Here is a 13,530-nt window from a genome sequence, read left to right as displayed (position 1 = left end):
CGTAAATTGGTTGCAAATGTAACCAGTTTCGCAGGAGCAGTAGCATGGCCGATTTGTTCGAAAACCCGTTGGGTTTGGACGGGTTCGAATTCATCGAATTTTCCGCACCGGAAAAAGGCCTGCTCGAACCTGTGTTCGAGCGCATGGGTTTTACGCGCATTGCCCGGCACCGGTCGAAAGATGTCGACCTGTGGCGTCAGGGTGAAATCAACCTGATCGCCAATTACGAACCCAAAAGCCCGGCTGCTTATTTTGCCGCAGAACATGGTCCGTCGGCGTGCGGCATGGCCTTTCGCGTGAAAAATGCGCGGGTCGCTTATGACGAAGCGATTGCCCGTGGCGCGGAGCCCGTTGAGACACGTACAGGGCCAATGGAGCTTCGGCTACCCGCCATTCGCGGCATTGGCGGGGCGATGATTTACCTTGTCGATCGCTATGGTGACGCATTGTCGATTTACGATATCGATTTCGATTATCTGCCCGGCGTGGATCGCAACCCTGTGGGTGCCGGCTTCAAGATTATCGACCACCTGACGCACAATGTATATGGCGGGCGCATGGCGCATTGGGGCAGCTTTTATGAGCGCGTCTTCAATTTCCGTGAAATCCGCTATTTCGATATCAAGGGCGAATATACCGGCCTCACCAGCCGCGCGATGACGGCGCCGGATGGCAAAATCCGCATTCCGTTGAACGAAGAGGGCAAAGCCGGCGGCGGGCAGATTGAGGAATATCTGCGTGCGTATAATGGCGAAGGCATTCAGCATATCGCCTTTTCCTGTGACGACCTGCCGGCGTGCTGGGACCGGTTGAAAGCGCTGGGCACGCCATTCGCGCCGCCACCGCCGAAAGCCTATTATGATATGCTGGAGGAGCGCTTGCCGGGCCATGGCGAGCCGGTCGACGAACTGCAATCACGCGGTATCTTGCTCGATGGTTCCACCGAAGATGGTGACCCGCGTTTGCTGCTGCAGATATTCTCGCAGACGATGATTGGACCGGTGTTCTTCGAATTTATCCAACGCAAGAAAGATGAAGGCTTTGGCGAAGGGAACTTCACCGCCTTGTTCAAAAGCATTGAGCGCGACCAGATTGAGCGCGGTGCGCTGACGGTACAAGAGGCCGCATTATGACCGCGCCCATCGCGCTCAGCCGCATTCACCATGTGGCCTATCGCTGCAAGGATGCAAAGGCGACGGCGGACTGGTACGCGAAAGTCTTGGGCATGGAATTCACCACGGCCTTTGCCGAGGATCATGTTCCGTCGACGGGGGAATATGACCCCTATATGCACATCTTCCTCGATTGCGGCGGCGGCAATGTCATCGCGTTTTTCGAACTGCCGAACCAACCCGAAATGGGCAAAGACCCCAATACCCCGGCATGGGTCCAGCATATCGCGTTCGAAGTCAGTGACCTCGACGCCCTTCTTGCCGCAAAAGCGCATATCGAGGCGCAGGGCATTGATGTGGTCGGGCCGACATATCACGGTATCTTCCGGTCGATCTATTTCTTTGATCCCAACGGCCACCGGCTGGAGCTTGCATGCAACATCGGCACGCCCGAACAATATGCCGAATTAAAACGCGTCGCGCCGTTGATGCTTGCAGAATGGAGCGAAACCAAAAAAGCCCCGCGCCATGCCGATTGGCTGCACATTGATCCGGACAAGCAAGCTTAGGCCTTAAGCGGCCACGCAATCAGACATTGCGCCTCATTCACTTTTGGTAATTGGTGCCCGGAAGAGGACTCGAACCTCCACGCCGTTACCAGCGCCAGCACCTGAAGCTGGTGCGTCTACCAATTCCGCCATCCGGGCACAGGGTAGGGGGCGCGCTTAGCGGCATTTGAAGGGCTGTGTCAATGCAAAGGCGGGGGAGACGGCATAATATTTGCCGGCACAATGCGACCTTCATTGTCGGCTGGGTAAACGCCACAGGAAGGTTGAGACTTTACCGATGGCGCACCGGCAAAATATCTGACAATTAACAGGCTTGATAAAAGGCTGCAGAGGGTAGGTCATGATGAGGCGGATGTTTTTAGGTGCGGTTGCGGCAATTGTTTTGACCGCCGCTGCAGGCGCGCAACAGTTGCCATTGCCTTACGGCAGCCCGGTCACGCTAGCGCAGGCAAAAAAGATTGTAGCCGCCGCCGAACAGTCCGCGCAGTCGCGCAATTTCACGATGGCCTTCGCCGTCGTCGAACCAAGTGGCGAGCTTGTGCTGTTCCACAAGATGGACGGCACACAATATGGATCCGATCTGGTGGCCCGCGAAAAGGCGCGCACCGCGGCGCGCTTCAAGCGGAGCACGAAGGCGTTTTTCGATTCCATCGCCGGCGGACGCAACGCCGTGCTTAGCCTGCCGGGTGTGGTTGCCATTGAAGGCGGCACGCCGATTGTCATCAACGGCCAAATCGTCGGCGCAATTGGCGTCAGCGGCGGAAGTTCCGAGCAGGATGGCGAAGTCGCCGCTGCGGCTCTGCTCGGAGTGAAATAAGCCCAAATACATCCCATCGAGCAGTCCAATGAGGAACCGGCGCTGAACGAACGTTTCGTGGCGTTTCTTTGTATGACGGCACTTTTTGCTCGAAAGCAAAGATCGAGCAACGGGATTAGGAGAACGCCGTTTCAATGTGACAGCTTGGAATGTCCCTTTATTGCCGGGCAAGCATTCGGTTCAACAAACCGTCCGGATACTACATTATCGTGAAATGCTCCAATCGGAGACATGACCTTGCAAGAAGCTGTCTTAACTGGCCAAGTTCACAATCGTGCGGTAGCGCGGCTTCTAAATGTGCGTATGGCCGCCGCTGTCTAAATAGCGCGACGGGCACATTATTCCCACATCACTAGTAATAGAATGTCGAGAATGCGTCGCAAATTCCCAGAAAAAATTCGTTCACTTCACCCATAAATCGCAAAATAACCAACTTGGCGGCAAATTAGCTGGCGGGGCTTCATTGGCGGCTCTGGCGGCAGGGTGGCGGCACTGCCGACCGAAAGGATTATTACGTCAATCTCTACAAACTCACATTCACTTGAATTTCAGGACGCTGAGCCGCGGCCGGCATTGAAGATTAACGGCAAATATTGCGGGCATAAATTGCCGCCGAACTAAGTATGCACATGTGATCCCGTTCAATAGAAGAAATTTATAAACAATCCCACAATGCTGACTTAAGTTATTATTTTTACATAATTTAAGTTCATGAATGAGGCTCTTATCCTAAAGTGAAACGCGGGAACTGATGTCGATAGAACGTAAAGTCCCGTCGCGATTTGCGACACTGGGCGCGAGGCCACCGTCATTCTGGATAAAATTTGTCGCCATACTAGTTGCGGCCACCTATCTCGCCTGGCTTTCGTTCATTAACGCGGTCGCCAATACAACCTGGGAGCGAAGCCCCGACACCGCGCTATACTATGTGCCGGATCACCCATTGGCACTGTCACGCAAGGCGGACGAACTATTCGCGCAAAGGCAAGATCCCGCAACGCTCGCCAAGGTTGAGGCCATGGCGAAACAGTCGTTGCGTGGCGGTGCCCTAAACCCCGTAGCCATTCGATTGCTGGGCTATGTTGCAGACGCGCGCGGCGACACCAAGAAGGCACGGGACTTGATGCTTCTGTCGCAGAAGGTGTCGCGGCGGGACTTGGGCACGCAATTGTGGCTGATTGAGGATGCCGTCGCCCGCAACGACAAGCGTGCCGCGCTAAATCATTACGACATTGCAATGCGGGCAACACCGAGTAGCTTCCCGATATTGTTTCCGACACTGACTGGGGCACTGGGTGACCCCGACGTGCGCATTGCGTTGGCGCCTATTGTCCGACAGGCGCCCGTGTGGCTGCCTGCATATCTTGGTGACGCCATAAACGGCATCGAAAATCCGGCAAATTTGGCTGACGTATTGGTGAAGGCTGGCCGCCTGCCCGACGAAGAAAATTATCGGAACATTTCGAACGCTCTGCTGGGGCAGTTGGCGGCGAAGAATAAATTCCCCGCCTTCCGGCAATATTATCTGAGCCTGAAGGGTGGCAATAAAGCCGCATTCCAATCTGCATCACTGACCAGGGCGACAGTTAATCTCGCGCATCCCGCCGCGGGCTGGCAGGCGATTGAAAATGTAGGCGTCGGCGGTGTGTTTTCGCAGCCAGACGCCGGGGGCCGGTTTTCGCTCGCGGCATTTGCCGGGTCTGGGGAGCGTGGCGAAGTTATGCGTAAATTGCTTTTCCTTGAGCCCGGAAGTTATCGCTTTCAGGCACAATACGCGGCACTGGATGCCGTGTCCGACGCCGAAATCCGTTGGGACATGCAGTGCATTACGCCGGCGGGGAACGTCGGCAAGTGGTTTGCCGCCACCTCCGTGCGCGCGGGCGATTTTGCGCACATGCAAGATTTTACTGTCGGCAGTGACTGCCGCACGCAGCTGCTGATTTTGCAGGCGGCGGGCGGAAGCAGTCAACTTGGCGCTAAGTTCACCTTACGCTCGGTGGATGTAGTACCCAAGTGACTGTGCACGGGCTTGGCAAGAATACCGGCCAAGCCCTTCGGGGTGGGCGACCTCATACAGTAAGGGGCTGGCCAATGTGCATGTTATTTGACACCATGACTTTGCGACGCGCCTGGCGAGAAACTGCCCAGAGGCGGAAGCCTGTTTGAGGTCCTCAAAAAAAAGCCTCCAGACGTGCCTCAACGCCGCCTCACCTGTCCGGCCCGCGCATCTTGTAGGATGAGCAATTGCCTCTATATCGACTGTCACCTATGCGAACCTTCTTCCGAAAATTACTCTCCCCGACGCCGTATCGGGCGCCGACGCGCGTGCCCGACGGGCGGCGCGTGTATGCGGTGGGCGACATTCACGGATGCGCCGACCTCTTTGGGGACATTATTTCCGCCATTGAGGCAGACGACGACGCGCGGGGCGCGGCTGAGACGACCGTCATTTTGCTGGGAGACTTGGTGGATCGTGGCCCCGACAGCCGCGGCGTGATCGACGCCGCGCGCGACTGGAGCCGGAGGCGGGCAGTGCGCATTCTCTTGGGCAACCACGAGGAAATGTTCCTGAAGTCCCTCGAAGATGAGGGCGTCCTGCGCCAATTCATTCGCTTCGGCGGACGGGAGACCATCCTATCCTACGGCGTCACGCCCGACGAGTATAGGGAGATGACGTTCGAGGAGTTGCGGGCGTCGATGGCGGCTATCATTCCGTCCGAAGACCTCGACTTCATTCGCGGCTTTGAGGACATGATTGTCATTGGCGACTATGTATTCGTGCACGCCGGCATTCGGCCCGGCGTCGAACTCGGCAGCCAGGCGCCCGCCGACTTGCGCTGGATACGCGAGCCGTTTCTGAGCCACGTGTCACACGACCGGGCGTGCGTCGTGCACGGCCACACAATCACCGACGCGCCTGAAGTGCTGCCGGGTCGCGTCGGCATCGACACGGGCGCCTACGCCTCCGGTCGGCTGACGGCCATCGGCCTGGAGGGTGCGGAGAGGTGGCTTTTAGAGGCGCAGCGAGGCGAGCGGTCCACCGCATAATCTGCAAGTGAACCTGGCGGGCTTGGCTGCGCCACTCCTGCCACCGGGCACTGAGCGCGAAGGCAAGCCGAATGTGACACACGCATAAAAAAAGGCGACCCAAAGGCCGCCTCCCTAGACTTGGATAGCGTGCCGCGCGGTTAGGGGCTCGCGGGCTTATCCTTATCAGACAACAAGGCGATGGCGCCGCCAATCGAGGCCACGGCTGCAATGGCGCCGTAGACCACGCCTGAGGGGCGCTTGCGTTTGCCCTCGGCCTTTGAGCCGGCGCGCTTGACGCTCTCATTTCCGACGGCACTCGCTGAGGGGGAGAGACTTTCCGCCATTACTGGCCCGCTAACGAGCGAGGCGGCGGCAAGTGCGGCCAGGCTAATTTTGGTGAGTTTCATTGTGACATCCTGTCTGGCTATGATAATTATTATGGCAACAAAAAATAATTAAGGCAAGCTCTACGAAGTATATGTTAAAAAATGATAATTTTTATCAAAATTAAATTAATAGTATTTTGAAATAAATTACTTATTTTTGAGCAGAATTTTCAATAGTTTCTGATAATTTTTCTCTATTCAACTTAACTATAGCGCGCCGCCCGTCCAGCGGGTCGTTGGTTTTCTCAACTACGCCCAGCATCTCCAGGAACCGCAATTGCTCGAAGCAGGTTCGGAACGACACGCCCGCGAGGTGTGGGATGTCCTTCACTGACAGCCTGTCATGCCGCAGCATCGCCGCAACAATTTTTCCCTTGGACGAGAGTAATTCCAACCCGCCATCCCCGGCGCCGCATTCGTGGAGTTTCTCGAAGCTGTCCAATACTGCGTCGTACGTGGGCATTCCTTTAATTCTCTCTAAAATCTTAACTACCTGAAACACCAAAAGATCATTTTTGCCAAGTATATTTGCCGGCATTTTTTGCCGGTAGATATAACCGGCAATTTCCGCCGCCAATCATGTTATTAAAAAATTATTTTCATATCTATAGTTTTATAGTTTCTCGGTTTTTAAATTATTTATTTTTTAATTGATTTAGAAATATTTATTTAATGATAGTTATTTTATGAATAAATCAGTATATATTAAAAATAAAATTATTAATAAAAAAGAATTGCAAAAAATAATTTCAGTATTGAAAGTATTTTTACACCTCCCTTGGACGCCTCCGGCCGGTGGGTGTGCGCGACATGTATGAAGATCGCCCGCAGGGCGCCGGCTCACCGTCAAAGACGCAAGAACTTGTGCCCGCGTCACCCGACGCGGCAGTCGGGCGCACATCGGCCCCGCGACGCCGTCCGGCGCCTCGCCCGCGGGCGGCTGCCGCGGGCGGGAATTGGTATGTGGCGCAGGTTCTGTCGCAGAAGGAAGGCTACGCGGCAGAGCATTTGGCGCGCCAGGGCTTCCAGACTTTCTGCCCGCGCCTGTATCGGACGCGCAGCCACGCCCGGAGGCGCGACACCGTCCTAGTGCCGCTGTTTCCCGGATACATATTCGTAAAATTCGACATCGAGGCGGACCGCTGGCTGTCCGTCAACTCCACGCAGGGCGTCATCCGCCTCGTCGGGCCGCGGCTGAGCGCGCCGTCGGCCGTAAGCCCAGAATTGATCGACCTCCTAATGTCTCGGTGCAGCGCCGGCGTGCTCACCAAGTTGCCGGAATACATACAGCCCGGCCACCGCATCCAGATTACGGCGGGCGCACTGGCCGGCCAAATTGCCACAATTGAGGCCCTAGATGACCGCGGGCGCGTCAGGGTATTGCTGAGCCTCTTGGGCGCCGAACACAACGTGGCTGTCCGCGCCGACCAGCTCGCGCCCGTGGCCGCCACGTGACTTACCTTAGCGCCGCGACACTGCCCGACGCGAGTGTGGCGGCCTACGTGACCGCGGCAGGATTGCTCAGCCTTATTTTGTGCTACCTCGCCCCCCTGATTGGCCCCGCCCTCGGGCTCGTGGACGATCCCAGGGCCAAGGCGCACAGCCTCCACGCGAGGCCCACGCCCCTCGTCGGTGGCCTGGCCGTGCTGCTGCCCTCGCTGGTGCTGGCGGGCGCCGACGCGCTCTTGGCGGGCCTCTCGCCCGCGGCCAACGCCGCCGCGCCCTCCAATGCGTGGGTCTCCCTACTCGTCGTGGCCATCATGCTCGTCGGCGCCATTGACGACCGCCTCCACCTGTCGGCGCGCCTGCGGCTCGCGATTACGGCGCCGATGTTTACACTCTTCACCTACCTAAATCCCGCCTTCAGTGTCGAGTACCTCAACGCGCCCGCCTTCGGCATCTCTGTCCCCCTGGGTCACCTGGCCGCGCCATTCTCTGCCCTGTGCCTCCTGGCATTTACCAATGCCGTGAACATGGCCGACGGGCGCAATGGCTTGGTGATTGGCCTCAGCCTAATCTGGTGCCTGACGCTCAGCCTCTATGTGCCCGCGCACATACAGATACTGCTACTTGGGGTCGCGGTAAGCCTGCTCGTGACGGGATACTATAATCTGCGGGGCAGGCTGTTTTTGGGTGACAGCGGCACATACGGCCTGGCGGCATTTATTGGCCTCGCCGGCCTGTACGCCCATGGCCTCACGCCGCAGGCGGGCGGAATTTCCTCGACCCAGCTGGCGGCGGTGTTCGCGATGCCCGGCCTCGACATGTTCCGGCTAATAGTCGAGCGCGCGGCGCGCGGCGCCTCACCGATGTCGAGTGACCACGACCACCTCCACCACCGCCTGGAGCGCTTCATGGGATGGCGCTTGGGGCTGCCCGCGTATCTCGCGCTGGCGGGCGTGCCGATCCTGATCGCCTGCAGCGCGCCCGACATGGGCACGCCCGGCCTCCTCCTCGCCGTGTGGAACTACGGCGCGGCGTGGCTTGTGACGCGCAGGCACCGCCAGCAGTCGGGCGACCGCCGGCCGGGCGCGGCGCGCGGCCGGCCGGGGACTTGAGTAATTCCGGCAATTTATGCCGGCGAATATTGTGCCTGGGCGGTTACGCTTCCGCCGCCAGTGGGCTATGACTTTTCGGCTGGCGCCACCCGGTGCGCGCCACGACGCCAGGGCGGTGGGTTTTCACCCGCCGTGCGGTAGCTATTCTGGATGCCGCCATGCCGCCCTGACCACGTCTCAGGGGCGTCGACTGAGGCCCCGCCGACAGCAGTCTCGGCGGCACAAAATGCCGGCGCGGACGTATAAAAATTATTTGAAATGCAACTCCATCTGACACCACACACGCCGCGCGGCGCACTGGCCTGGGCCAAGAGCCTGGCGGGCGCCACGCGACCGGGCGGCACGCTCGTCCTGGCCGGCCTAATTGTCGCCGGCGCATTTGCCTTGGGCGGCAGCGCGCGGCCCGATGTCGCCTCCCTCGAAATTCTGCGCCCCCTGGCCGCCGCGGCGCTGGGGATTGCGTTACTTAGCGTTCGGCGGGCGCACCTCCGCAGCTACCGCGCGCCCCTCGCCATTGCCCTGGCCTGCGTGGCGCTGGCCATTTTGCAACTCGCGCCGCTGCCGGGTGGCGCGGCGAGTGCCCTCCCCGGGCGCGGCCTCGTGGCCGAGATTGACGCCGCGGCGGGACTGGCATCGGCGTGGCGCCCCGCCTCGCTGTGGCCGCCCGCGACGCAAAATGCACTCTGGGCGCTGCTCGTGCCGCTGTCGCTGCTGTTGACTTGCATCCAGCTGTCGGCGAGAGATCAGGCGAGACTGCTTGCCGTGGTGTTGGCGGCGGGCGGCGTGAGTGCCCTAGTCGCCCTCCTGCAGACTATCGGAGACCCGCAGGGCGCCCTGTATTTCTACGACGTCACAAATTTTGGCTCGGCCGTCGGCCTATTCGCCAACCGCAACCACCAGGCGGCACTCCTCGCCTGCCTGATACCCCTGGCGTTTGCCGCCGCGCGGCTGCGCGAGGGCAATGCAGACACGCCAGGCCGCCGCGGCAGGAAATTCGACCCGCGCCTCGCCGCCGCAATTGCCGCGACCGCATTCCTCGTGCCCCTCATTCTGGTAACCGGCTCGCGCACGGGCCTGCTGCTTGGCGCCGTCGGCCTCCTGAGTGTCGCGGCCGTGGCGCCCGCCGGCGGTAGATTTTTGGCCGGCGACGGATTTTGGGCCACGCGCAAGGCCAAGATCGCCCTCGGGGTCGCCGCCACCGCCGCCCTCGTCTCACTCACCGTGTACCTCCAGCGCGATCTCGCGATCGACCGCCTAATTGAGGCCGAGGCCGGCGAGGGCATGCGCGCCCTCATTCTACCCACGTCGCGCGACATGCTGGCGGCCTACTGGCCGTGGGGCACTGGCGCCGGCGCATTCCGGGAAGTCTACGAGGCCCACGAGCCCACAGGACTGTTAATGGGAGTTTACATGAACCAGGCACACAATGACTGGCTGGATGCCGCCCTGACGGGCGGCCTGCCGGGGCTGGCCATTGCCGCTGTGGCAATTGGCGCGTGGCTTGTTAGGGCGAGGCAAGTCCTCGCGGGCCACTGCAAGGATGAGTTTCACGCCCTGCGCGCGGCGGGCCTCGCGGTCTTGCTGATACTGGCCCTGGCCTCCCTGTCCGACTACCCGGCGAGGACGCCGGCCCTGGCCTGCCTCCTCGCACTCGCCTCAGTTTGGGCGGCGCTGCCAACGCGGCGCCGCCCCGGCGGGGCAGTAAAGTGAGACCGCCGCCCCCCGACCCTTCAGAGGCCGCCGTCGAGCGAGACTGCCCCGCCCAAAAAAATTTTGACGCCCAAGGACACTGACGCCCCAATGAACTTTAAATCTCTCACCCACTCGGCCACTATTGCCGTCGGCGCGCTGCTGCTGCTGAGCGCCTGCGCCACAACGCCGCGCCTCGGCGGCGACCCCGGCCTCACCGTCCTGCCGACCCGCGAGCTGCCCGCGCCCGGCGCGGGCGACTACCTCTCGGGCACCCGCCCCTACTTGGTGGGGCCGCTGGACCGCCTCGTCGTCGACGTCTTCAACGTGACCGGCCTCGCGGACCGTGAAATCCAAGTCGACGCCGCCGGCAAGATGTCCTTCCCGCTCGCCGGCGTGCTTGACGTCGCGGGCCGCACGCCGGGCGAGGTGGAGGCGCTCATTGCCGAGCGCCTGCGCGCGACGTACATTAAAAACCCGCAGGTGACGGTAAACGTCAAGGAGGCCGTCAGCCAGATCGTCACGGTCGAGGGGCAGGTCAAGAAGCCCGGCCTGTATCCCGTCGTCGGGCGCATGACGCTCCTGCAGGTGATGGCTGTCGCGGAAGGGCCCGGCGACTTTGCCAATCTCGAGAATGTCATTGTCTACCGCAAGGTAAACGGCCAGCGCTTCGCGGCCATACACGACATCGACAGCATAAGGCAGGGCGCGTACGCCGACCCCGAAATCTACCCCAACGACCTCGTCATGGTCGGCGACGACGAGGCGAAGCGCCTCACGAAGGACTTACTGACGACCTTCTCCCTCTTGAGCGGGCCACTGGTCATCTCCCTCGACCGGCTCGTGAAGTAAATAAAATGAGTATCCAAATGAACACCCGCGACAATTTAGATAATATGCCCGCCGACCCGCGCGCGGCCATCTCCCCGCAGGAGACGCGCCTGCTGCTGGCGCAGGGCGACGACGACCGCCTCCTGCCTCCCGAGATCCTCCAATACTGGCAGGTCGTGCTGCGCTGGCGCTGGGTCATTGCCGGCATCATCGCCGCCAGCCTCGCGATTGGCTTAGTTGTGACGCTGCTGATGGCGCCCCTGTACACGGCGCGCTCGCAAATCGAGATCTCGCGCGAGCAGAAGAACGTCACCAACGTCGAGGGCATCGACCGCGCCTCCGAGGCGCGCGACATGGAGTTCTACGACACGCAGTACACTCTGCTGAAGGCCGAATCTCTGGCCGAGCGCGTGGGCATGTCCCTCAAGCTGCACGAGCAGGAGGCATTCTTTGAGGCACACGGCGTAGACGGCGCCGAGCGACCAGAGGTCCGCAAGCGGCAGGTCATGAGCCTCCTGCTGAAGAACGTCACCATCGAGCCCGTCAAGAAGTCAAAGCTCGTCAACGTGAAGTACACGAGCCGCTCGCCCGAGTTATCGTCGCGCATTGCCGACGCGTGGGTGCGCGAGTTCATCGGCGCCAGCATGGACCGGCAGTTCTCCTCCAACGCCGACGCGCGGCGCTTCCTCGAGCAGCGCCTGAGTGAGCTGCGCGCCAGGCTCGAGAAGTCCGAGCGCGAGATGGTCACCTACGCCAGCGAGAGGGGCATCGTCGAATTGAGCACGACGCGCGACGCCGACGGCAAGACCCAGACGCAGCAGACCCTCGCCTCGGCCGACCTCGAGGGCGTCAACGCCGCCCTCATTGCCGCCCGCACGGACCGCATCGCCGCGCAGAGTAAGGCAGGCTCGGGTTCGGCCGAGAACTCCGCCGAGGCAGTCGCCAACAACACAATCTCGAACCTGCGCCAGCGCCGCGGCGAGCTGTCCGCCGACTACGCGCGCCTGCTGGCGCAATTCGAGCCGCAATACCCCGAGGCCGTGGCCATTAGGCAGCAAATCGACGCCCTGGACGCGGCCATTTCCCGCGAGGCGGCGCGCGTCGGCGCCAGCCGCCGGCAGGGATACGCCGAGGCGCGCGCGCGCGAGCAGGCACTCGAGGCCCAGGTCGGCGAACTGAAGGCGGGCCTCGACCGCCAGCAGCGCGATAAAATTCAATATCAGGTTCTCGTGCGCGACGCCGACACGAACCGCCAGCTTTACGACGCCCTCCTGCAGCGCTACAAGGAAATCGGCATCGCGGGCGCCATCGGCACGAGCAACATTTCAATTGTCGACCAGGCCAAGGTTCCGCGCACGCCCTCGGCGCCGAGCCTGCCGCTGAACCTCGCCGTCGCCCTGCTGGTCGGGATGGGCGCCTCGCTCCTGGCCCTGTTTGCCCTCGAGCAAATGAACCAGGGCATCCACGCGCCCGAGGACGTGCCCAATTTGCTGGGCCACCCCCTGCTGGGCAACGTGCCGCTGACGGACGGCGACCCGGCCGACGCGCTGCGCGACCCCAAGTCCTATCTGTCTGAGGCCTACTTCGCCATCCGCTCCGCCCTCGCGTTTGCCACCACGCACGGCGTCCCGCGCTCGCTGGCCCTGACCAGCACCAAGCCCGCCGAGGGCAAGTCCACGTCCGCCCTCGCCCTGGCGGAAATCATTGCCCGCACCGGAAAGTCTGTCCTGCTGGTCGACGCCGACCTGCGCTCGCCCTCCATGCACAAGATGTTCGGCTTCAAGAATGCGCGCGGCTTCAGTAACGCGCTCACGGGCGAAGACGACTTCGGCGGCCTGGTGCACGAGACGGGCTCGGCGGGCCTGAGCGTCATGACGTCGGGCCCCAAGCCGCCCAACCCCTCCGAGCTCCTGAGTAGCGACCGCCTCGGCCACGTGCTGCGGATGCTCGAGGCCCGCTACGACCACGTCATTGTCGACTGCCCGCCCATCCTCGGCCTGTCCGACGCGCCGCTGCTGGGCCAGGCCGTCGAGGGCCTCGTATATGTGGTCGAGCCCGAGGGCGCGCCCGTGCGGGCCATTCGCTCGTCGATTGACCGCGTGTCGATGCTCGGCGGCAACATACTGGGCGTCATTGTGACGAAGATCGACCCCAGCAAGAATAGCTACGGATACGGATACGGCTACGGATATGGCTACGGCTACGGCTACGGCTACGGATACGGCGCCTACGGCTACGGAAGTGAGCCCGAGGGCGAGGCCGGCACTGAACGGAGCGGCAGGCGCGCCTGACGTGGGTGTCGCGGCGACAGCCTTTACGGACGCCTTGCGTTATCGGCAGTTTGGGGGGGCGTGATTTCTCGTTGATTGGTCTAGAAACATAGCCATGCATAGAGTGTCGGGATGAACTTATGGCGGAGCTTGTCAGCACTTGGAGATTTGAGGCTTGAACGCGGGCACTCCTTCCTGGCCAGCCTAGTTAAGCAGGGCGGGCTATTTTTAGTCGCTTTCATCAACAGCATGAGACACGGTGTTGCCG

12 protein-coding genes and 1 tRNA gene are annotated in these 13,530 nt (G+C 61.1%); 10 read left to right on the top strand and 3 right to left on the bottom strand.

Features of this window, described 5'->3' with window-relative positions; all coding sequences use genetic code 11:
- Positions 1-44 precede the first annotated feature (44 nt).
- The gene (gene hppD / locus ACIQZK_RS06075; protein WP_397575349.1) at positions 45-1,133 is read left to right on the top strand and encodes a 4-hydroxyphenylpyruvate dioxygenase; all 1,089 of its coding nucleotides are present in this window, start codon (positions 45-47) and stop codon (positions 1,131-1,133) included.
- Positions 1,130-1,681, top strand: coding sequence for a VOC family protein (locus tag ACIQZK_RS06070; protein WP_397575348.1), 552 nt, complete (start codon positions 1,130-1,132; stop codon positions 1,679-1,681). Before hppD ends, ACIQZK_RS06070 begins: the two co-directional genes overlap by 4 nt.
- A 51-nt stretch (positions 1,682-1,732) precedes the next feature.
- Here the strand turns inward: ACIQZK_RS06070 and ACIQZK_RS06065 are convergent.
- Positions 1,733-1,819: transfer RNA gene (locus ACIQZK_RS06065), tRNA-Leu, on the bottom strand.
- A gap of 202 nt (positions 1,820-2,021) precedes the next feature.
- Here ACIQZK_RS06065 and ACIQZK_RS06060 point away from each other — a divergent pair.
- From ACIQZK_RS06060 to ACIQZK_RS06050, 3 genes are all read left to right on the top strand, one after another.
- A complete protein-coding gene (locus ACIQZK_RS06060; protein WP_397575347.1) occupies positions 2,022-2,498 on the top strand; it encodes a heme-binding protein in 477 nt (158 codons plus the stop codon).
- Between the two features lie 751 nt (positions 2,499-3,249).
- Positions 3,250-4,515: a hypothetical protein gene (locus ACIQZK_RS06055; protein WP_397575346.1), complete on the top strand. Its 1,266-nt coding sequence runs from the start codon at positions 3,250-3,252 to the stop codon at positions 4,513-4,515.
- Between the two features lie 251 nt (positions 4,516-4,766).
- Positions 4,767-5,546 carry a metallophosphoesterase family protein gene (locus ACIQZK_RS06050; protein ID WP_397575345.1) on the top strand — a complete coding sequence of 260 codons (780 nt, stop codon included), beginning with the start codon at positions 4,767-4,769 and terminating at the stop codon, positions 5,544-5,546.
- A gap of 140 nt (positions 5,547-5,686) precedes the next feature.
- Here ACIQZK_RS06050 and ACIQZK_RS06045 read toward each other — a convergent pair whose 3' ends face one another.
- A complete protein-coding gene (locus ACIQZK_RS06045; protein WP_397575344.1) occupies positions 5,687-5,935 on the bottom strand; it encodes a hypothetical protein in 249 nt (82 codons plus the stop codon).
- 130 nt (positions 5,936-6,065) lie between these two features.
- Positions 6,066-6,491 (bottom strand): hypothetical protein, encoded by a 426-nt coding sequence (locus tag ACIQZK_RS06040; protein ID WP_397575343.1) that lies wholly within the window; start codon positions 6,489-6,491, stop codon positions 6,066-6,068.
- Between the two features lie 386 nt (positions 6,492-6,877).
- Here ACIQZK_RS06040 and ACIQZK_RS06035 point away from each other — a divergent pair, with 386 nt between their 5' ends.
- The 5 genes from ACIQZK_RS06035 (at position 6,878) to ACIQZK_RS06015 (ending at position 13,283) form a co-directional block, all read left to right on the top strand.
- Positions 6,878-7,369, top strand: coding sequence for a transcription termination/antitermination protein NusG (locus tag ACIQZK_RS06035; protein ID WP_397575342.1), 492 nt, complete (start codon positions 6,878-6,880; stop codon positions 7,367-7,369).
- Complete coding sequence (locus ACIQZK_RS06030; RefSeq protein ID WP_397575341.1) at positions 7,366-8,472, top strand: glycosyltransferase family 4 protein; 1,107 nt, start codon at positions 7,366-7,368, stop codon at positions 8,470-8,472. The genes ACIQZK_RS06035 and ACIQZK_RS06030 overlap by 4 nt, the downstream gene beginning before the upstream one ends.
- Positions 8,473-8,730: 258 nt before the next feature.
- Positions 8,731-10,182: an O-antigen ligase family protein gene (locus ACIQZK_RS06025; RefSeq protein ID WP_397575340.1), complete on the top strand. Its 1,452-nt coding sequence runs from the start codon at positions 8,731-8,733 to the stop codon at positions 10,180-10,182.
- A gap of 90 nt (positions 10,183-10,272) precedes the next feature.
- Positions 10,273-11,013, top strand: a complete 741-nt coding sequence (locus tag ACIQZK_RS06020; RefSeq protein WP_397575339.1) for a polysaccharide biosynthesis/export family protein — start codon at positions 10,273-10,275, stop codon at positions 11,011-11,013.
- 17 nt (positions 11,014-11,030) lie between these two features.
- On the top strand, positions 11,031-13,283 hold the full coding sequence (locus ACIQZK_RS06015; protein ID WP_397575338.1) for a GumC family protein: 2,253 nt from the start codon (positions 11,031-11,033) through the stop codon (positions 13,281-13,283).
- The last annotated feature ends 247 nt before the right edge of the window (positions 13,284-13,530 follow it).

This window comes from Sphingorhabdus sp. (genome assembly GCF_044338195.1).
Taxonomy (GTDB): Bacteria; Pseudomonadota; Alphaproteobacteria; order Sphingomonadales; family Sphingomonadaceae; genus Sphingorhabdus_B.
This window is presented reverse-complemented; position numbering and strand designations above follow the sequence as displayed.